The organism is Aliisedimentitalea sp. MJ-SS2 (assembly GCF_032586155.1).
Taxonomy (GTDB): Bacteria; Pseudomonadota; Alphaproteobacteria; order Rhodobacterales; family Rhodobacteraceae; genus JAWHTC01.
Genome location: NZ_JAWHTC010000003.1, coordinates 105,200 through 123,658, shown reverse-complemented (window position 1 = coordinate 123,658; position 18,459 = coordinate 105,200). Strand labels below are relative to the sequence as shown.

20 protein-coding genes and 1 pseudogene are annotated in these 18,459 nt (G+C 60.4%); 3 read left to right on the top strand and 18 right to left on the bottom strand.

What is annotated here, in order from left to right; all coding sequences use genetic code 11:
• Position 1: 1 nt before the first annotated feature.
• Genes RXV86_RS13140 through RXV86_RS13090 form a run of 11 tightly spaced genes read right to left on the bottom strand, consistent with a single transcriptional unit; the run spans position 2 to position 8,827 of the window.
• On the bottom strand, positions 2-1,381 hold the full coding sequence (locus RXV86_RS13140) for a TrbI/VirB10 family protein (protein ID WP_316300556.1): 1,380 nt from the start codon (positions 1,379-1,381) through the stop codon (positions 2-4).
• Positions 1,378-2,073, bottom strand: coding sequence for a TrbG/VirB9 family P-type conjugative transfer protein (locus RXV86_RS13135; RefSeq protein ID WP_316300553.1), 696 nt, complete (start codon positions 2,071-2,073; stop codon positions 1,378-1,380). Before RXV86_RS13135 ends, RXV86_RS13140 begins: the two co-directional genes overlap by 4 nt.
• 2 nt (positions 2,074-2,075) lie before the next feature.
• Positions 2,076-2,732 carry a virB8 family protein gene (locus tag RXV86_RS13130; RefSeq protein ID WP_047997957.1) on the bottom strand — a complete coding sequence of 219 codons (657 nt, stop codon included), beginning with the start codon at positions 2,730-2,732 and terminating at the stop codon, positions 2,076-2,078.
• A 14-nt stretch (positions 2,733-2,746) separates the two neighbouring features.
• Positions 2,747-3,556 carry a type IV secretion system protein gene (locus RXV86_RS13125; protein ID WP_288960149.1) on the bottom strand — a complete coding sequence of 270 codons (810 nt, stop codon included), beginning with the start codon at positions 3,554-3,556 and terminating at the stop codon, positions 2,747-2,749.
• On the bottom strand, positions 3,556-4,710 hold the full coding sequence (locus RXV86_RS13120) for a lytic transglycosylase domain-containing protein (protein ID WP_316300544.1): 1,155 nt from the start codon (positions 4,708-4,710) through the stop codon (positions 3,556-3,558). The genes RXV86_RS13125 and RXV86_RS13120 overlap by 1 nt, the downstream gene beginning before the upstream one ends.
• Entirely contained in the window at positions 4,700-4,867 is a 168-nt protein-coding gene (locus tag RXV86_RS13115) for a hypothetical protein (protein ID WP_177193854.1), read from the bottom strand. Before RXV86_RS13115 ends, RXV86_RS13120 begins: the two co-directional genes overlap by 11 nt.
• Positions 4,864-7,239, bottom strand: coding sequence for a type IV secretion system DNA-binding domain-containing protein (locus RXV86_RS13110; RefSeq protein WP_316300539.1), 2,376 nt, complete (start codon positions 7,237-7,239; stop codon positions 4,864-4,866). Before RXV86_RS13110 ends, RXV86_RS13115 begins: the two co-directional genes overlap by 4 nt.
• Entirely contained in the window at positions 7,229-7,507 is a 279-nt protein-coding gene (locus RXV86_RS13105; RefSeq protein ID WP_316300537.1) for a VirB3 family type IV secretion system protein, read from the bottom strand. Before RXV86_RS13105 ends, RXV86_RS13110 begins: the two co-directional genes overlap by 11 nt.
• Positions 7,508-7,519: 12 nt before the next feature.
• Entirely contained in the window at positions 7,520-7,813 is a 294-nt protein-coding gene (locus RXV86_RS13100) for a TrbC/VirB2 family protein (protein ID WP_093036864.1), read from the bottom strand.
• Entirely contained in the window at positions 7,810-8,430 is a 621-nt protein-coding gene (locus RXV86_RS13095; protein ID WP_316300534.1) for a lytic transglycosylase domain-containing protein, read from the bottom strand. The genes RXV86_RS13100 and RXV86_RS13095 overlap by 4 nt, the downstream gene beginning before the upstream one ends.
• 43 nt (positions 8,431-8,473) lie before the next feature.
• A complete protein-coding gene (locus RXV86_RS13090) occupies positions 8,474-8,827 on the bottom strand; it encodes a hypothetical protein (protein WP_316300532.1) in 354 nt (117 codons plus the stop codon).
• Between the two features lie 211 nt (positions 8,828-9,038).
• Between RXV86_RS13090 and RXV86_RS13085 the strand changes: the two genes are divergently transcribed.
• The 3 genes from RXV86_RS13085 (at position 9,039) to RXV86_RS13075 (ending at position 10,075) form a co-directional block, all read left to right on the top strand.
• Positions 9,039-9,290 (top strand): hypothetical protein, encoded by a 252-nt coding sequence (locus tag RXV86_RS13085; RefSeq protein ID WP_316300530.1) that lies wholly within the window; start codon positions 9,039-9,041, stop codon positions 9,288-9,290.
• Between the two features lie 124 nt (positions 9,291-9,414).
• Positions 9,415-9,672, top strand: coding sequence for a helix-turn-helix transcriptional regulator (locus RXV86_RS13080; RefSeq protein ID WP_316300528.1), 258 nt, complete (start codon positions 9,415-9,417; stop codon positions 9,670-9,672).
• 169 nt (positions 9,673-9,841) lie between these two features.
• Positions 9,842-10,075: a hypothetical protein gene (locus tag RXV86_RS13075; RefSeq protein WP_316300526.1), complete on the top strand. Its 234-nt coding sequence runs from the start codon at positions 9,842-9,844 to the stop codon at positions 10,073-10,075.
• A gap of 159 nt (positions 10,076-10,234) precedes the next feature.
• Here the strand turns inward: RXV86_RS13075 and RXV86_RS13070 are convergent, their stop codons facing one another.
• The 7 genes and pseudogenes from RXV86_RS13070 to RXV86_RS13040 all read right to left on the bottom strand — a co-directional run bounded on the left by RXV86_RS13070 (position 10,235) and on the right by RXV86_RS13040 (position 18,427).
• A complete protein-coding gene (locus RXV86_RS13070) occupies positions 10,235-10,756 on the bottom strand; it encodes a hypothetical protein (RefSeq protein ID WP_316300524.1) in 522 nt (173 codons plus the stop codon).
• A 414-nt stretch (positions 10,757-11,170) separates the two neighbouring features.
• Positions 11,171-11,379: pseudogene (locus tag RXV86_RS13065) on the bottom strand (transposase); the annotation flags it as partial.
• Between the two features lie 28 nt (positions 11,380-11,407).
• On the bottom strand, positions 11,408-12,964 hold the full coding sequence (locus tag RXV86_RS13060; protein ID WP_316300521.1) for an IS66 family transposase: 1,557 nt from the start codon (positions 12,962-12,964) through the stop codon (positions 11,408-11,410).
• 54 nt (positions 12,965-13,018) lie between these two features.
• Entirely contained in the window at positions 13,019-13,372 is a 354-nt protein-coding gene (tnpB, locus tag RXV86_RS13055; RefSeq protein ID WP_316300519.1) for an IS66 family insertion sequence element accessory protein TnpB, read from the bottom strand.
• On the bottom strand, positions 13,369-13,800 hold the full coding sequence (locus tag RXV86_RS13050; protein ID WP_316300517.1) for a transposase: 432 nt from the start codon (positions 13,798-13,800) through the stop codon (positions 13,369-13,371). Before RXV86_RS13050 ends, tnpB begins: the two co-directional genes overlap by 4 nt.
• A 332-nt stretch (positions 13,801-14,132) precedes the next feature.
• Entirely contained in the window at positions 14,133-17,129 is a 2,997-nt protein-coding gene (locus RXV86_RS13045) for a type I restriction endonuclease (protein WP_316300514.1), read from the bottom strand.
• The gene (locus tag RXV86_RS13040) at positions 17,126-18,427 is read right to left on the bottom strand and encodes a restriction endonuclease subunit S (RefSeq protein WP_316300512.1); all 1,302 of its coding nucleotides are present in this window, start codon (positions 18,425-18,427) and stop codon (positions 17,126-17,128) included. Before RXV86_RS13040 ends, RXV86_RS13045 begins: the two co-directional genes overlap by 4 nt.
• Positions 18,428-18,459: the final 32 nt, after the last annotated feature.

The window sequence follows — 18,459 nt, the reverse complement described above, 5'->3', positions numbered from 1 at the left end:
CTCAGAATATCTCCAGATCGCGGTCGACCATGACAGTGACGCGCGCGCCCTGGTCGACATAGATGACGGGGCCGATGGAGAGGTAATCGCCTATGACGCTGTCCGTGGCATCTGCCAGATCATCGCCAACGTCTTCGAGAACGTCGGCGGCAGTCTCATCCTGGACCTCGGAGGCGGCGGCACTTGGTGCCGCGGAAATCAGCGAGATCAAGGCGGCCGACCCGAAACGCTCGGCGAAGCGTGTGTCCACGAAACCCGTGACGCCAGAACGGCCCAGTTCATCACCCCCGAATGAACTGATCTGGACGGTCTGGTTGTCGGGCAGGATGATCCGGTCCCAGGCAATCGTGACGCGGCGCTGCGCGATATCGACGCCGGCGCGGTAGCGCCCGATGAGGCGGGATCCGCGGGGGATCAAGAGGCGCGCGCCATCGACGCTGTAGACATCCTCGGAAACCACGGCACGGGTCTGGCCGGGCAGGGAGCTGTCGAGGGCAGTTTCCATGACGGCCTGGATCATGGTGCCCTGGATGACGGTGTTTGAGGAATTGGCGATCACCTCGGCCTGCGTCACGGTAGAGGGCAGCGCCCCGTTCAGCACGAAATCCGTCACCTCGCCAAAAGTGCGTTCGGTCAGAGCCGTTTCATTCGCTCCGGAGGCACCGCCAAAAGCGATGGTGGGAGAGGCGATGCGCCGCTCCTGGAAGGCGCGTTCCTCCGCGGCGCGGCGCTCCAGCTCGGCCATGCGCCGGGCTTCTTCCTCGCGGCGCAGTCGCTCTTCTTCGCGTGCGCGCAGCTCATCTTCCGTGGGGCCCGCTGGAGCGGGTTGGGGTCGGCTGGCCTCGAGTTGGGCCAATTCCAGATCCATGCGGAGTTGTTCAAGACTTCGATCCCGCGCCGTCAGTTCGTCCTGAAATCGTTGCTGTGCTGCTTCCGAGGCGGCTTGCAGCGCCGCAATCTGAGCGGTCAGCGCGTCGATCGCCTCTGCGGCGGCGGTGTCTTCCTCGACGACCGGTTCGGGGGCGTTGCGCAACTCCTCGATCTGGGCCTGCAGGGCGGTGATCTGCGCCAGAAGCTCGGCATTGGGCTCAACGGGGTCTGGTCCGACGAACACAACCTCGGGCTCGGGCGGGGGCAAGGTCTCGATGGCGCCAAAGCCGTCCCCCTCGTTTTGGAAGACGTCCGGGGTGGCCGTCGGCAAGGCTTCCTCTTCGTCGGGCTGTGAGAGGAGATAAAGCAGGGCACCACCCGCGCCGATGACGAGGATCACGATCAGCGCGAGAAGGGGCGACCGGCGCTGCGCCGCTATGGGGGCGCGGGCACTGCCTTTCTCCAGGGCGGCGAGGCGCTTTTCCAGCTCGGTATTCTCGGTATCGCTCATGAGGCGGCCTCCGCGGGCGGGATCGCCTCGATGCAGACCACCTCTTCGCCAAGTCGCAGGACCCATTGGCGGTTTACGCCGCTGACGCGGAACACGCCGTCTTCAGGGGTTTGCGTGTTGACCGTGCGCTCGCGGCCGCCCGCGTAGCGGAAGATCGCTGGCACAGGTGCGTTCCGCGGAAACGCGAAATACGTGAACGTCCCGTCATCCCAGATGCGCGTTGGCGTGAACTCGGTCCGCGCGCTGGCGCCGTAATTGTAGTTCGGCGCTTGGGCGGCGATGGCCCGGGTCGGGCGCGCATCGTCCTCCGGATAGCGGAACTGCACCACGTAGAAGGTTGGGCTGCGGACCTCCTGGACGTTGAAGTAGTAGCTCCGGCGGTTCGTATAGACTGTCACATTGGTATGCACCCCGCGCGCCACAGGCTTGATCGCGAAGGCCTGACCGCCCGGGACGCCGTCGATCTCGAAGCCCTCGGTGTCGCCCGCGATGATCGAGCGGATGCTTTCGCCCTCGCCGAACTCGATGGTGGTCACATGGGTGAGCGACACGCTGAGACGGTAGACCTGACCCTCCTGGTAGGTGGCCAAGCGCACCCGGCTGTCGTTGGGACCGCCACGCGGGATGGCTTCGGCAGAGGCGAGGCCGGGCAACAGGGCAATGACAAAAATAAGCGATCTTATAAACAACAACGTCAGTTCTCCAATCTGTCGGAGCGGATGGAATATTCGAGGACGGTGAAGCCGAATGGATTGGTCCAGACCTCATCGATGGAGCGGCGGGTCTCCGGGCGGAACTCGAAGAGAAGCGTCGCAGTGAAGAGGCCGGTCTGGGTGCCGTTAATGGACGTCAGGCGCTTGCGCAGGCGTACCGTCGCGCGGTTGGTTCCGATCCGGTTGATGCTGAGGATTTCCACGTCGAGCCGAGCATTGGGGCCATAGACCGTCGGCGGGTAATTCTCGTTGGCGCTGTTCCAGATCTGGCGCAGCCCGCTCTCGGCAGCTCCGTCCGAGCGGCGCAGGACGCTGCGGATGCGCAGATCGTTGTCGAGCTGGTTATAGACCTCCCGGTCGGCCACATAGCGGAACACCTCCGCCTCGATGATCGCCTGGTTGGCGGTCACCGAGGAGGCGCCCACCGAGGCTTCGGGGAGTGCAAAGCCGGTGGCGGGATCATAGGGGACAACGACGGGGGGCGGGTCGACATCGAGGATCGAGACAGCCGCGGCACTCAGACAGCCGATGATACCGAAGACAAGGCCCATCAGGCCAAGGCGTTGCCAGAGCCGTTCGCGGCGCAGGGCACCGTAGACCAGTTCTTCCTCGATGATTTCTTGTTCAGTCGCCACCATTCATGCCCCCGCGATTACTCGGCCCGCAGGTCCGGCAAGGTGAAATCCATGAAGCGCTGTTCTTCGGCGATGGTGGCGGCATCGATCACGCCGCCGGTGCCATCGCCCACGGTCTGGATGGCTTCGAGTTGCCACATGGCGACCAGCGCAATGGCGAGCTCCGCGGTCACGCGCGTGTTGAGATCGATGCTTTCCTTTAGTTCGTCCATGTCGTCGATGAGTCCGACAAGGCGGTCGACCCGCTCGAGCGATTGGCCGGCATCCTCATAGCTGTTCTGGGCCGCCGCCGAGACAAGGGCACCGGTGGTGGCCTGCGTCGCCACGCGATTGGCCCCGGGATTTCCGCTCGTGGCCATCTCGGAGAGAGTGTCGTCGTCAAATCCGAGATCAGCCAGCACCCGGTCCATCTGGGTTTCGATTTCGCCTGCGCCAGAACCGGACAGGCCGGAGAAATCCCCAGTCTTGATCGCCTCAATCGTGGCGAGGATGTCCCCGAACTCCTGGTCGAGCAGGCCATTGAGTTCGTCTTCCATCTCGGTGCGGATGATTTCTGGAAGCTCGGCGAGGCGGGTGAGGGCCTCGTAGGTTCTTTGCAGCTCCGCGAGTTGGTCCGTGAGCGTGGCAAGCTGTTCGCGGAGCTGCGTCAGCTGCTCGTTTTGCAGGATCTCGTCTTCGATCATCTGCCGCAGCTGCTGAATGTTTTGCGCGATGTTCTGGGTGTCGACGACCGGTACACCTTGTGCTGCGGCAGGGGGTAGGGCGCTGAACTGCAAGCCAACGCCAAGTGTCGTGGCCAAAGCTGTCCTCAAGAGCAGATGTCCCATCATTCAATCTCCCTGATCGTAAAATCCATGAACGCGCCTTCGGCCATGCGGGCGCTGGCCTGGGCCAGCTCCTCGGCAGAAAGGACGCGGGTGCGTGCTGCCTGAAGCCGGATGCGGGCAGCGACGAGGCGCACGAGTTCGGCGCGGGCATAGGTGTTGAGCGCGACGCTCTCCTGCGCGTCCTCGGTTTCGGAAATCCGTTCGACGATATCGCGGATGCGCAGGGCGGCTTGGTGGATCGCGGCTGGTGAGTTGTTGCCATAGAAGGCAGCGCCGTGCCCGGTGATTGAGAGGTTAGCATTGGCCAGAAGCGCGGGGTCGATCGTGCCAAGCGCTTCGATCCCGCCGATACGGGTCAAATAGAGGTTATAGCGTTCGGGGATCACCTGGACGTAGTGCTGGGTCTCGCGGAAGGGCGGCACGCCGCCATACTCGAAAACCCGGCCTGGTCCGGCGTTATAGGCCGCGAGCGCGTTGATGATATTGCCATCGAATGTGTTGAGCTGGGTCGCGAGATAGCGCGCGCCGCCATGCACCTGCAGGTAAGGGCTGTCATAGTATTCCGGGTTAATGCCCAGATCGCTGGCGGTGCCCGGCATGATCTGGGTGAGACCATAGGCGCCGACGGGAGACCGTGCCCCAATGGTGAAACGGCTTTCCTGCCAGATGAGCGCTTGCAGCAACGCGCGCCATTGGACGGGGGAGAGCCCTGCGCGGCCAACTCCCGCAAAGCCGCTGGTTTCCTGGGCGACGCGGATGATGAGCTGCTCGATGTTCTCAGACGCATCCCCGAACATCTGCGCACCGCCGCGATTGGGATCGATCTCGCCCGTGCCATAGACGGCTTCCACGGCGCGGTCGGGATCGCCGCTGCCGCTTTCCAGCCCTGAGACCATGGCAGGCAGGCCCTGACCGCCGAAGCTGGTCTGGGCATCGAGGATGCGTCGGAGGGTTTCCAGCTGCTCCCGTTCGATCTCGGCGATGAGTTCGCGCACGGCAAGCTTGTCGGCCTGAACAGCCAAGTCTGCCTCGCGATCGCCTGTCTCGACGATGTCACGCGCGGTCAGCCCACTGTCATTGGTCGGCACGCCTTGAGACAAGGCGAGACCGGGCAGCAGGCAAAACGCGAGGATATGAGGCAGGCTAGACTTCAATGTCGCCCTCCGGCGCACCTAGAGGCGTGAAGGTGCAATCAGGCGCGACGGGGGCTGTCGAGGCTAGGAAGGTGAAGCAATTGGCCTGCGGTTCTTGGTACTGGGCGCAGGAGGCTAAAGCGCCGAGCGCGGTGAGAAGAAACAGGATACGGATCATAAAAGCCTCCAAAAATCTGGGCGGTCGCGGTAATCGGCGCCAACAAGCGCTTCGCCCTTTTCCATGCCGCCAAGGATCGTGAGACTGGGCCCAAGGGCGCTCAGATCGGCATCGACGACGATCGAGCCCTGATCGTCGCGGATCAGTGCGAGGCGGCTGTTGCTGCCCGTGTTGAGAAGGACGTCGAGCTCCTTCTCCGTGAGGTTCAGCATGGCGTAGTCCGCAGGCTGCGCGCGGATATTGGGCAGCAGGATCTGTGTCGGAACTGCCTCGACGATGGTCTTGCCGGTCCGGGTGCGCTCGAGCTGGCTTGCGTATTGCGTCATCATCACGGCGACGGTGTTCTGCTTGCGCGCGGTCACCAGCCAGTTCGACAGCCGTTCGGCGAAATACGCGTTGTCGAGCGCCTTCCAAGCCTCGTCGATCACGATGATGGTGGGGCGGCGGTCCTCGATCTCGCGTTCGACCCGGCGGAAAAGATAGGAGAGAACTGCCATCCGCTCCTTGTCGGCCTCGCTGTCGAGAATGCCGGTCAGATCGAAGCCCACCACATCGCCTTTGAGCGAGAAGGTGTCCTCGAGGCTCTGCCCGAAGATCCAGCCATAGCGGCCGTCTTCGGTCCACTCAAACAGGCGCTGGTGCAGATCGCCGCCGTCATCGGTGGACACAAAAAGTGATGCGAAATCCCGCCAGTTCCGCAGGGCCGGATTGGTGGCCTGCGCGTTCTGGCGCACCACTTCCTGGATGCGGTTGGTCTGCGCCGGGGTCAGGGGTTTGTCGGCGCGGTAGAGCAGCGTTGTGAGCCAGTCCGAGAGCCAGGCGGTGCCGCGCGCATCGGTCTCGGTCCAGAGCGGATTGAGACCCGTGGGCTGGCCCGCGTTCAGGGAGGCGTAGCGCCCGCCATTGGCGCGGACCGCCATCTCCATACCAAGACGGTAATCGAAGACGAAGATCCGCGCCCCTGCTCGACGGGCCTGCGTCATGAGAAAGGCGGAGAGAACGGACTTGCCAGAGCCCGGCCTGCCCATGATCAAGGTATGGCCGCTGGTCGGTTCTTTGTCGGGCGAGCCTTGCTCGTGATAGGAAAACCGGTAGGCGCTTTGCTCCGGCGTGGGCAAATAAGTGACGACCCGGCCCCATGGGGTTTTCTCGGCGGGTTTGCCGAGCTGTGTCCGGTGAAAGGCCGCAAAATCCGCGAAGTTGCGATTGGTGACGGCGCTGGCACGCACGCGCTTGGGCTGGTTGCCGGGATGCTGGCTGAGGTAATGCGCCTTGGCCGCGACCCGCTCGCCGATCATCTTCACGCCTTCGGTCGCGGCGGCATTCACGATCTCCGCGCTGAGCGACTGCAGCTCTTCGAGCGTTTCGCAAAAGAGCGTCACGACCATATGATGCTCGCCGAAGCTTTGGCGCTTGGCCTCGAGATCATCGGCGGCAATGTCGAGGGCTTCCAGGAGCGAGAGGGCCGCGTCCTGGCTGGCCTGCATCTGGCGCTTTTGCCGCTTGATGCGGCCCGCCATCACGTTTGAGTTGATCGGCGTGAAGGAGTGCGTCACGATCATGTCGACCGGCAGGTTCAGCATGTCGAACATGGTGCAGGAGGTGCCTTCCGAGTATTCCCCGATGGTGAAACTTTTGCCGTAGCGATGGCCCACGACGCCTTCGGAGAGCTCGAAATGGTCTCCGTGAAACGTCACGCGGGTATTGGCGACGTTGAAGGACAGAAAGCCGTAGGTGTTTGCCGGATAAAGCGGCAGCTCGGTGCCCGTGTTGAGCGCCCCCAAAAACCCCACCAATTCCCCCGATGCGGCTGATAGGAGCCGCGGTTTGAGGTCGGTGAGGCCGGACAGGAAGACGTTCACGGCCTCGCCCAGCCGCTGCAGGCGCTTGCGGGTCTCTTCTCTCAGGCGGTCCGGTGCGCTGCGGCTGAGGAACGGCAGGAGGCTTTTGGGGGGTGGGCGGTGAATGACGGTGAGCGTCAGCGTCTTGTCGCGGAGCCCGCTGGTATCGAGTTTCGCGCGCCAGCGCCGGTCAACCTCGCCTGCGAAGCTGTCCTCACGGATGGGGTCGAGATCAGGTTTGATGGCCTTGGAGACCTTGTGGACGTAATAACTGAATTCCGGGCCGAGCTGCGCGACGATGCGGGCAAAAAGCGCTGTCACCTTGTCGAGATAGGCATCATCGGTCGTGTAGCTGTTGATCCCCTCGAGCCGGATGCACCGGAAGAGTTCGTTCACCCGTGTCCGCACGGTCTGGTCGTCAACGAGGCTTACATAGGGCAGCATATGCGCGAGGCGGGTCTCGCGCGCATACCAGTCCGGCGTCATTGTGCGGGGGTCGAGGGCAGCATCACGGGCTTCATCACGGGGCATAGCTGTCCCCGCCATGGATGCTGCGGTTTCGCGTGGGTGGCGTTTCCTGCAGTGCCGTCATCATCACGTCGATGAAACGCGGGTCCCAATCCGCGGCCTTCCACAGCACCGGATAGAGTAGGGCGGCGACACCCAGCACCGCGATGTGCTGGACCCAGACGAACAGGAGCACCGAGCCGAAGAGCCAGACCATCGCATACATGATGGGCAGGCCCAGGAGCTTCGGCGGGCGCACGAGACCCAGGAAGAGTGAAGATCGATCGGCCAAGGAACCTGTCTCTCAAGGGGCGCTGAAAACGGCGGCAACGATGGTGGGGGCGGCGGCAACACCGGCGATGCCCACAAGGACCCAGAGTGCCTGGCGGAGGTCGATGATGTTGAAGAACCAGCTGAGGAAGACGCCGAGCACGGCGAGCGTGGCGATAACCACGCCGAGCGGGCCGGTCAGCGCATCGACGATGCCCTGCAGCAGGCTCTGGATCGGGGAGAGGTCGATGCTCTGGGCGAGGGCGGGCTCGGCAATGAGCAGGAATAGCGCCAGCGAGGCGACAAAGAGGTTTGAAATCTGTTTCATGAATTTGATCCTTCCAATCGGGCCACGACGGCCATGACGCGGGCCACGTGGTTCTGGGTTTCTCGGTAAGGGGGAATGCCACCGTGCTGGCGCACGGCGTCCGGCCCCGCGTTGTAGGCAGCCAGAGCCAGGCGCGGATCGCCGAAGCGCTCCAGCATCATCGCGAGGTAACGGGCAGAGCCGTCGAGGTTCTGTTGGGGGTCACGCGGGTCAACGCCGAGATCACGGGCAGTGGCGGGCATCAGCTGGCCAAGGCCAATGGCGCCCGCGTGTGAGATCGCATCCTGCCGATAGGCGCTCTCAACTTCGATATTGGCGCGGTAGAGGCTCAGCCAGTCCGTGACGGAAAGCTCCGCGCGCCTTAGGCCCGGGTGGCTGGCATAGCGCAGTGCCGCGGTCTCTATGGCGTTTAGGACATCGGCGCGGGGCAGGGGTGCCGGACCGACACGGGCTGCAAAGCGCATCGCTTCACGCTCTGGCACAGTTGCATCGCTGCCGAAAATCGCAAGTTCATCGGCTGCCGACCCCTGACCGATGCCGTCATTATAATTGCGCGCGAAGCTATTCTGGGATTGGGAAGGCGTCAGGGAGCCGTCGCTCTCCATGACCAGCACCATTTGCGCTGAAGCTGGCGCGGCGACCAGCCAGAGACAGACGAGGTTAGTTACGAGTGCCCTTGTCCGATGGCGCAAGTTTATGCGTACGGCTTGTACCCGCCTCAAGTGGCAGGTCGACATGTGCAAAGCCAAGGCCAATGAAGAAAGACACCACGCCGGAGATCGTCTTGAACTCGCGGATCTTGATATCGTTGTAGGTCGTTCGCGTGCGGGCGGTGACGAGGAGCTTTTCCACCCCCTCATCAGAGACAACGCGCATGATCCAGACCCCGTAATAGCTGGGGCCTTTCTTATGTGCCGACTCCTGGCACAGGATTTCTGCGCTATAGCCGCTTTCCACAAGCTCGCGGAACCTGGCTTCCGTAACCACATTTGGTGCTTCGATGTCCCAGTTCATGGCCCGGCTCACGCTTTCTCCAAAGACGCAACGCCCGGGCATTCCTACTTGAAGCCCAGAGTTACGATAGTATAATAACAACCGCAAGATGTAATATCGTGCTTTAGCTGTAGTTTGGTTACGCAAACACTAGTCACGGCCAGTGTCCGCGATCAAGGAGATAACAGGTTTGAGAAACCCAAGGTTGACAGGTCTGCTCCCATTGCAAGCTATGGTCCTTCTGATCTGCGTTCCCGGACCAGTTTTGGCGGAATCCTGCTTCGCCCCGGCCCGTCCTTTCGTGCCAAGCGATTCGCAGGCAGCGCGGGACTATGCGGACATCATCCGTGGCGATTTCGAAGATTACATCCAGGATATCCAGAGCTACTTCCGTTGCCTCGACGGTGAACGGGCCCGTGCCTTCGAGGAAGCGCGCGAAGTCAGTGAAGACTATGGCCGATTTCTGCAATTGGTAGGGGATTGATGGGCAACCTCGGGAGCATCAGACTTGCTGCCCATGGAAACCAGACGCCGATAACACTCTCAAATATCTACTTTTTAGATAACAGATTTCATCCGCTAGCGACGTCACAAAAGGTATGTGACGCGTGGCAAAGACAATCAGAAGCAAAGGACAGGTGGCACTCTGCCAAGCATTGGTCGACGCCCGCATCAAGGCGGGCCTCGGTCAGGAGGACTTGGCGGTCAAGCTCAAGTGCCATCAATCCCTTGTGGCGCGCATTGAAAGCGGCCAGCGCCGGGTCGACGTCGTCGAACTGGTCGTTCTGGCGCGCGCCATCGGCTTTGACCCCATCGAGGTTCTGGCGATCGTTGAAGCCGCCACGGAGCCCGACCACCGGATTTGAGCAATTTCATTAATCGAGAACACGGGAGCTGACTTCTCTCGGTGTGAATTTCGTTGCCGCGAGGAAGAGCAGCTAACCAATTTAACGAAACCCGGCATGCCGCTGCAGCAAACGCTTCGGAAGTCGAAGCTGCGATCGACAAAGCCCAATTGCAGGAAGTCATTGGACAGTGAATGAAGATAAGGTCGAAGGCGTCGCGATCGCCAATTTGATTGCAGCCGATGAGCGTAGTGTCGTCGGTTGGGTATATCGCTGGAGTACGGGCGCACTTGCGGTGATGTGGGACGCCAGAGGCCCGCAGCGAGTTGCACGATGTCAACCCGATCTGAATGACGCGGAGAAGCGTGAAATTGATTTCGTCGGTTTGACCCGTATCGAAGCAAAAAGTGGTGGTCGCGAGTAGCTTTGGCGGTCAGCAGTGACCGAGTAAAGTGCCTGCGACAAACCGGGTGCGGGCAACCTATTGGTTTTGTGGCGGAAGTCTGGAGAACCGTTTCCGAAACGGCTAGTACGGACCGGTCTTGCACGTGAGCACAATGGCTTTGCGGCTGGCGGCGGCGGATCAGTAATTTACCTGCTCGTACCCGTATTTGCCTTCATAGTCGCGCCAATCCACTAATACCGACCGATGGTAGATGCTTGGGCAATGCTCCCCCCAGCGTTCAAGTCCCACATGGGCCGAGGGGAGGGCGGCAGTAGAAGATCGCTGCCAAGAGAAATCGCCCTGGGTCCCGTAGGTACCGAGGACCACTACGGCGCTACGGTTGCAGTCGCCATCTCGCCCGGATTCGTGCTGGTGGGCATAACGAACGTCAAAGACGCGGATGGACCGCACGAAATTGAACTCCGGTCCGCTGATGTCGATGTCTGCGCGATCTTGAACGAGGCGTAGGGCAAGATTCACGGGAACGAGCGCCTTCGAGGTTTCGTCAATGCTCAGAACGGCCGTTTCTGCCATTGCTTCAGGGGCGCGATGGGTCATGAGGAATGACTGGCGTGGGTGAAAATCATCAGTTCCGAACAAGGCGTCGAAGATACGGTTTGTTCCGCTTGGCTGAGGTTCGAACTCGTAGGACGCGCCCATGGGACAGCGCCAGATTTGCAGCGGAGGCTCGACCGGCCATGGTGTAATCCGGCGAATGAACTCTGCACGGGCTCGCGCACATGGTATGGAAGCTGGCCAGCCACCAGATAGGCAAAGCAGGATCGCGCAGTCGATAGGATAGGTTTGAGCCCTTGAGTTGGAAGGCAGCGAAACCCCAGTCAAAGCCAGGGCTACGACCAACGATATAAGTCGGATTCTAAGTAGTACGCTCATGCTAGGGTTCCTTGGCAGGGGACCTCCAGCATACATACAATAATATACTATCGCAACTGTGAGCGATACTTGAACCGCTGACCTGCCACTGAACTTTCATCCAGCCGGAACCGGAGCCCTTTGGGTTTTGGTCCGACCCCGAACCTTCTACCGCCCTTGGCGAGAGTTTTCCGGCTTCGATCAGGGTGACAGGCTGGTGATGCCCCCCGATTTCGCCAGCGTGATCGGGGCTTTGTTGCCGATCGCGCTGTGTGGCCGTTCCTCATTGTAGTATCTACGCCAACTCTCCAACTTTTCGGCCGCATCTGCAAGCGTCAGGACCAGTGGGCGTTTAGGCACTCGGCACGGAACCGGCCATTGAACGCTTCGATGAACGCATTGTCTGTCGGTAAGCGTTAGCTGGATGGCACCAGCGGATTAGCTTGACGGCGCAAATTTCCACGGCAGAAGGTCGTCAAGGCGGCTTTGCGGGTGGCCGTTGGCGATTGCTGAGAGGGTGGCCTTGAGATAGGCGAAGGGTTCGACGCCGTTGATCTTGCAGGTCTCTATCAGCGAGGCGATGCGGCCCCATGCGATGCCGCCTTCGTCGTGGCCGGCGAAGAGCGCGTTTTTGCGATTGAGGGCGATGGGGCGGATGAGGTTTTCGACGCGGTTGTTGTCGATCTCGACGCGGCCATCGGTCAGGAAGGTTTGCAGCCCATTCCAATGGTTATGGATGTAGGTCAGCTTTTCGCCGAGCCGGGATTTACTGGAGACTTTGCGGCGTTGCGCCTGAAGCCAGTCGCCGAAGGCTGCGACCAGCGGCGCGGTGCGGGCCTGACGGGCTGATAATCTCTGGCCGGGCGAGATACCGCGGATATCGGCCTCGACGGCGTAAAATTCGGCGATCCGGTGCAGCCCTTCTGCGGCGATCTCTGATCCGTCGCGGTCGAAGACTTCTTTGAGCTTGCGGCGCGCATGCGCCCAGCAATGGGCCACCCGAATGGGCGTACCACCCTTGCGCGAAGGTTTGGTCAACCGATTATAGCCCTGATACCCGTCGATCTGCAGGATGCCATCGAAGCCGGTGAGGAAGGTTTCGGCATTCTCACCCGCACGACCCGGGGCATAGAAGTAAACCACGCCGGGCGGGTCCTCACCGCCCCAAGCTCGGTCGTCGCGAGCCAACGCCCAAAGATACCCGGTCTTTGTCTTTCCGCGCCCCGGGTCCAGCACCGGAGCCGTTGTCTCGTCCATGAACAGCTTGCCGGATCGTTTCAGATGGTCGGCCAGCCGGTCGACAACCGGCTTCAAATGGAACGCCGCTTTTCCGACCCAATCGGCCAGCACCGCGCGGTGCAGATCAAGCCCTGCGCGCGCCAGTATTTGGCTCTGGCGGTATAAGGGAAGATGGTCCGCATATTTGCTGACCAGCACATGAGCGATGGTGGCCTCGGTCGGCAGGCCGCCCATGATCAGATGCGATGGCGCTGATGCCTGGGTGACCCCGTCGGTGCAGGTCCGGCAGGCATACTTCGGGCGCACGGTGACGATGACGCGCAGCTGGGCAGGCACGATGTCCAGCCGCTCGCTGCGGTCTTCGCCAATTCTGTGCATGACACCGCAGCCGCATGGGCAGATCAGGCTGTCAGGTTCGATGACCTCTTCGATGCGCGGCAGCGCAGCGGGAAGGTTGCCGATGGTGCGCTTGGGCGACGGTTTGGCCGTCCCGTCGCCCGCTTTGGCGGCCTGTTTTTCTTTTTCCGCCTCGACCTCGGCCAGCGCGATGGACAGATCCTCGAACGCCAGTTGTCGCTCATCCTCGGACAGCTTCTCTGACCGTTTGCCATGCAGGGCGTGGTTCAGTTCAGCGATCAGATGTTCCTGCCGCTTGGTGATATCCTTCAGCGCTGTCACCTCATCCATCAATGCCAGAACCGCTGCGCGCTGCAAAACCGGGATGGCAGAAAGATCAAGAATGGGGGCTGTTTGCATAGGCCAGAGCTACCACAAAGCCCCAGTAAAAACACGCAAAACCAGGCGGTTGATTCACTCTGCCGCAGATGGTGGGCGCCTCTCCAGCGCCTTTACCTTCCGCCAGTCCAGACCTGCAAACAGCGCCTCGAATTGGGCATGGTTCAGCGCCATTATCCCAGCCTTGATCGCGGGCCAGGTGAAGGTCGAATCCTCCAGCCGCTTATACGCCATTACCAGACCGGTGCCGTCCCAATACAAAAGCTTTAGCCGATCCGCCCGGCGTGAGCGGAACACAAACACTGTGCCGGTGAACGGATCCTTGCGCAGCACTGATGACACGAGCGCGGCCAGGCCATCATGACCCTTCCTGAAGTCCACAGGCTGCGTCGAGACCAGAACCCGCACCCGATTGGACGGGAACATCATGGCCGCGCACCGATCGCCCGTACAATCTCACCAACCCGCGCAGCCCCTGTGGCGCCATCAAGCCGGATTGTCACCTGGCCGATGCAAATCTCGATAGGACCAGATGGTGCAACGTCAGACTTGGCCAGATGTGCAGACGCTACTGGCACAGGAGCATCGCCGCCATCATCCGCCACTACAATCGACGCAAAACAAAAGTCATCGTCTTCAACTGCGGGCAAAACCAACCTGCCATCGCGCGCCCGACTGCGCCATTCCGATAAATGGTTCGCCCGAAGCCCATACCGGGCAGCAACCCCGTTCACTGTCGCCCCAGGCTTCAAGCTCTCAGCCACGATCCGCGCCTTGACCTCATCCGGCCAGCGTCGCTGACCATTGGTCCGTATGTCCACCCCGTAGTCCCTGAGAAACTCCACCGTAGTCGCCATCGCGAAACTCCTGCCCTAATCTCCGTCAGGTGCGAAATCTCAGGTCAGGTGAGAATTGGGAAGGTGCGGGCCAGGAAACGCTTACTCTTTACCGGCCACGGCTCCGGTGATGTCGCAGGGGACTACGGCGAAGGGCACAGTCTGGAAAAGAGGTACGAAGCCATCAATAAGATCGACATCTCTTTCTTGGGGCCGCAGCAATTGCGACCCCGGCAGGGTAGTCATGATCGTTGATATCACGAGATGTTTTTGGAAGTGGGTGTGTTGTGGACATACTGGTCGCCATCGACCCGTGTGACACACACGACAATAGCCAGATTCTTCAGCCCAATTTAATGCCTCTGCTGGGCGCTATGGTAAACTGCCTTCAACACAGCCTCCTGGACCATCGCCCAGGCTTCAGCGTTGCTCATCAGCTTCGACAACACCTCCGGGTTCCGTTCGTTTCTCTCGAATGCCTTCTCCATTACAACATCGGCGTTAGCCATTGAGAAATTCTCGAAGGTGTTCGATCTAGCCTGGGCTACAACGGAAGCATCGGCCATCATATCGGCGGTCCACTGATCGACGGCGATTTTGTCCGCATCGGTGAAGTCGAAGTTAAAACGCTCGTTGACGAGACCCAGGATTTCGGACAGATGAGCCGTCTCTGGATCACCACTGATACCAGTACCGACTTCAGACGGACCGACCAGAGGAACAGCTTCTCCAGGTGCAAGTGAAGCATCGCTTTCCGAAGTTTTCTTCAGTCGGTAGTATTCCAGCCCGACATCATCGTCGATCTGGATGCCTCCGCCACCGTCCCGTTTGGGCAACCGAGCCCGGAGAAGGCGACCAAAGGTGTAAAGCTTCTCCAGTTCCAGGTCCTGCAATCTCACCATCTGGGTAATAGCCGCATAGAGCCTCAGGAACTGCGTTAAGGTCTTGCGGAACTCCTCCTGACGGTCCTCATCAGGCTCATTCGAAAACCGATCAATCGCCGGGTCAGTGGCCGCATACAGTTTACCCTGGTCCTTGCGTTTGCGATTTGGGTCGTAGAACGCGGCGGCAAATGCTTCGACCTCTTGGGCCCAGAAGTACTGGAATGCGACGAGATCGGAATGCAGCCGGTAGATCATGTTGGGATCAGTTGGCTCATCGATCTCCGCAGTCTCAAAATAGGGTTTGAACGCCTCCTTGATGTCGTCGGCTTCGTTTACGAAGTCCAGGACGAAGGTATCCTCCTTCCCTGCATTTGTCCGGTTGAGACGGGAGAGGGTTTGAACTGCTGCGAGGTCCTGAAGCCGTTTATCGACATACATCGTGTGAAGCAGAGGCTGGTCGAATCCGGTCTGGTACTTCTCGGCAACGATCAGGAAGTGCTGATCATCATGACCAAATACCTCGGGCAACTCGGATTCCTTAATCTGGTTCAATCCGGGCTCGGTGTACTCTTCCCCCGGCACGTCAGGATCGGGAACGGTACCTGAGAAGGCCACCAGCACCCCAATGTCATAGCCCTTGGCATCAATGTATTTCTGGAACGCCTGCCAATACCGTACGGCGTGAAGTCGGCTTGATGTCACCACCATCGCTTTGGCCCGCCCTCCGATCCTGTGGCGGACATGAGTCCGGAAATGCTCGACCATCACCTCGGTCTTCTGGGCCAGGTTGTGCGGGTGCAACGACATGAACCGGGCAATGGCTTTCTGGGCCTTGGCCTTCTCCAGTTCCGGATCATCCTCGATCCGCTTTTCCAGCCGGTAGAAGGCTTTGTAGGTCGTGTATCCCTTCAACACATCGTGGATGAAGCCTTCCTCGATGGCCTGGCGCATCGAATAAATATGAAATGGCTGCGGCTCTGCCGCTCCGGGCGGATAGTGGCCGAAGGTTTCAACCGTCCGTTTCTTTGGCGTGGCAGTAAAGGCGAAGAAGCTCAAATTGGGCTGCTTCCCCTTCTGTCGGATCGCGTTGAGGATCAGCGGGTCCACATCCCCATCAATGATCTCGACGGGCTCCTTGCCCTCGGAGCCCAGGACTTTCCGCACATCTTCAGCCGCCGTGCCGTGTTGGCTCCCATGGGCCTCATCCACGATCACCGCGAACCGTTTGTCGGATTGGTCCAATACATCGTGGGCTTCGCTGCCGTACACGGCTGAGAAGCTCTGGAGGGTGCAGACAACGATCTGCTTGCCTTCATTCAAAGCCTTGGCCAGTTGTGTCGACTTCGCCCCCTTGGCTGGATCGATGCGTTCAACCAGGCCAGACTTGTGGTCGATCCCGAACACGGTTTCCTGCAACTGGGCATCCAGAACGCGACGGTCGGTGATCACGATGACGGAGTCGAAGATGCGCTTGTCATCGGCATCGTGCAGCCCGGCCAGCCGGTGCGACAACCAGGCGATGGAGTTCGACTTTCCCGACCCGGCAGAGTGTTGCACCAGGTAGTTCTGGCCAGCCCCGTTCTCCCTGGCATCAACGATCAGACCCGACACAACATCAAGTTGGTGATACCGGGGGAAGATCATCGTCTCTTTGACCTGCACCTTGCCTTTGTCGTCCTTCTCTTCCTTCCGTTCGATGAACAGGAACCTCTGGATGATATCCAGCCACCGGTCCTTGGCCCACACATCCTCCCACAGATAGGCAGAGCGATGGCCCGAGGGGTGGTCGGGGTTGCCCGCCCCGCCATCCCGGCCCCTGTTGAAGGGCAGGAAGAACGTGGCCTTCCCGGCCAGCCTGGTGGCCATGTAGACCTCGGACCCATCCACGGCAAAATGCACCAGGGCCCCGGACTTGAACGACAGGATCGGGTCCTTGGGGGAGCGGTCGAACTTGTATTGCTTCACCGCGTTGGCCACGGTCTGGCCGGTGAAGGCATTCTTCAACTCCGCCGTGGCCACGGGGATACCGTTCAGCGACAACACCAGATCAAGCCGATCCTCGGTCTTGCGGGGGCTGTGGTGCACCTCGTCCGTCACCTCCATGATGTTTGCGGCATAGCGGGCCTGGGTGTCGGGGTTCAGCCCGGTGTTGGGCCGGAAATAGGCCAGCCGCACCTGGCCCACAGTCACATCACGGAACCCCTGGCGGAGGAGGTGCAGCGTCCCGTCCTTGGCCTTGGTCTCCATGATACGCTCCAGGATGCGGGTCTCAGCCTTGGGGCCATAGGCTTTCTGAAGGGCATCCCAGGTGTCGGGCTGGGTGGCCTGGATGAAGCGGAAGATCGAGAGCGGGAATAGGCCGCGTTCGGCGTCGAAGGTGGTGCGGTCGCCTCCTTCGTAGCCGCCTTCACCACAGAGGCTGGCCTGGATGATTTCCTGAAAGGTGCGTTCTGTGTGGATGTTCATGCCGCAGCCTCCTCGGTCATGTCGGCGAGAGGAATTTGGCCGGTGACAGCGGCAGAGATCAGAGCGGAGCGACGTTCCTTGGCTCCTTCGATCATCGAAGCGGCATTCTCACTCAGCCTCCCGATCTCACTCAATTCCGCATCCAGAAAGTCAGCAATCTGTGATTGCTCCGATGGATGCGGGACATTCAAAACCAGTTGGGTGAAATACTCGTTCTTCAGGTGGGTCTGGTTCCATCCGTCGTTGTATCTCAACAGTTCTTCGTGTCGGTTTAGCTGATAGGCAAAGTAGCGGGGATCGCCGTCTTGAATGGTGATCCCACAGACCCTTTGGTTGATTGCAATTCGGTCATCCGATTTCACCAGGTATGCCCTTGCCAATGCACGACCGTTGGGCAGATCGCTCATGACCATTAAAACATCGCCGGGCTTCGCAGGCGTAATATTTCTCGTTGAAAATCGGTTGGTTTGACCACCAGTCGAGACAAAACGAGCAGTTGCGCAAGCATATTCGCCGTCGGCGTCAAAGAAGGGCTCATGTGCCTTGCCCTGAACAAACCGTGCGAAGGTGTAGAGCCGCTTTCGCTGCCAATGCGCTGGGAACTCCCCGAGCCAGTCGATGCCGCTGTCTAACATGGGGGCGTCGGGGTTGAGACCTTTGGTGACGGCGTGGGAGATGACGGCCTGACGTTTCTCGGTCAACAGCACGATCAACCGCTCCAACCGCTCCACCAACGCATCAATCCGCCCCGTCTCCCGATCCAGAAAGGCCACGATGGCCTTCTGCTCCTCGATAGGCGGCAGTGGGACCCGTATGTTGCGAAAGTTCTCCCAGTAAAGGCGAAGCCGAAAGTCCGTGATGCCGTATGACTGGCACCGCAGTTCCTCTATAGCCGCTGGAGTTCTTAACATCAGTTCCAGGAAGCGGGTATCGATCTCTGCTCCAGGCTTCGGGCGGGTGGCGACGTATGCCGGGCTGATCATGCCAGGGACGGTGACCGACCCAAATCCGCCCTGCCAGGCCCGCATCATGTTGTAGACGAGATCGCCCGGCTGGACCGCTTTGTATTTCGTCTTGTCTTCGCTTCGCTGGACCACCCGATCCATCTCTTCGTCAAGAAGCTGGCGGTTTGAAACACCGTGGTGGATTGAAACCGACAGCACGGGAAGATCGTCGTTGCCCCGCTCATCGATCTCATCAAGGAGAGACCCCAGCCTTTGCTCCTGCCAGGTTGCAGGTAGCTCGCTGACCCATCGTAAGTTCGATGGCTTCTTCAGAGTGGGGGATACCGCGGTCATTTGGTCTCCCCTTGGCCTGTTTCAGACGGAAA

Bases quoted from the DNA above. Each gene is read 5' to 3' on its own strand.
- RXV86_RS13085 (WP_316300530.1), top strand. From the start codon at position 9,039: ATGGTCCTTCTGATCTGCGTTCCCGGACCAGTTTTGGCGGAATCCTGC.
- RXV86_RS13125 (WP_288960149.1), bottom strand. From the start codon at position 3,556: ATGGGACATCTGCTCTTGAGGACAGCTTTGGCCACGACACTTGGCGTT.
- RXV86_RS13100 (WP_093036864.1), bottom strand. From the start codon at position 7,813: ATGAAACAGATTTCAAACCTCTTTGTCGCCTCGCTGGCGCTATTCCTG.
- RXV86_RS13050 (WP_316300517.1), bottom strand. From the start codon at position 13,800: ATGGCGACTACGGTGGAGTTTCTCAGGGACTACGGGGTGGACATACGG.
- tnpB (WP_316300519.1), bottom strand. From the start codon at position 13,372: ATGATGTTCCCGTCCAATCGGGTGCGGGTTCTGGTCTCGACGCAGCCT.
- RXV86_RS13090 (WP_316300532.1), bottom strand. From the start codon at position 8,827: ATGAACTGGGACATCGAAGCACCAAATGTGGTTACGGAAGCCAGGTTC.
- RXV86_RS13095 (WP_316300534.1), bottom strand. From the start codon at position 8,430: ATGGTGCTGGTCATGGAGAGCGACGGCTCCCTGACGCCTTCCCAATCC.
- RXV86_RS13130 (WP_047997957.1), bottom strand. From the start codon at position 2,732: ATGGTGGCGACTGAACAAGAAATCATCGAGGAAGAACTGGTCTACGGT.
- RXV86_RS13045 (WP_316300514.1), bottom strand. From the start codon at position 17,129: ATGAACATCCACACAGAACGCACCTTTCAGGAAATCATCCAGGCCAGC.
- RXV86_RS13060 (WP_316300521.1), bottom strand. From the start codon at position 12,964: ATGCAAACAGCCCCCATTCTTGATCTTTCTGCCATCCCGGTTTTGCAG.
- RXV86_RS13110 (WP_316300539.1), bottom strand. From the start codon at position 7,239: ATGCCCCGTGATGAAGCCCGTGATGCTGCCCTCGACCCCCGCACAATG.
- RXV86_RS13115 (WP_177193854.1), bottom strand. From the start codon at position 4,867: ATGATCCGTATCCTGTTTCTTCTCACCGCGCTCGGCGCTTTAGCCTCC.
- RXV86_RS13070 (WP_316300524.1), bottom strand. From the start codon at position 10,756: ATGGGCGCGTCCTACGAGTTCGAACCTCAGCCAAGCGGAACAAACCGT.
- RXV86_RS13040 (WP_316300512.1), bottom strand. From the start codon at position 18,427: ATGACCGCGGTATCCCCCACTCTGAAGAAGCCATCGAACTTACGATGG.
- RXV86_RS13140 (WP_316300556.1), bottom strand. From the start codon at position 1,381: ATGAGCGATACCGAGAATACCGAGCTGGAAAAGCGCCTCGCCGCCCTG.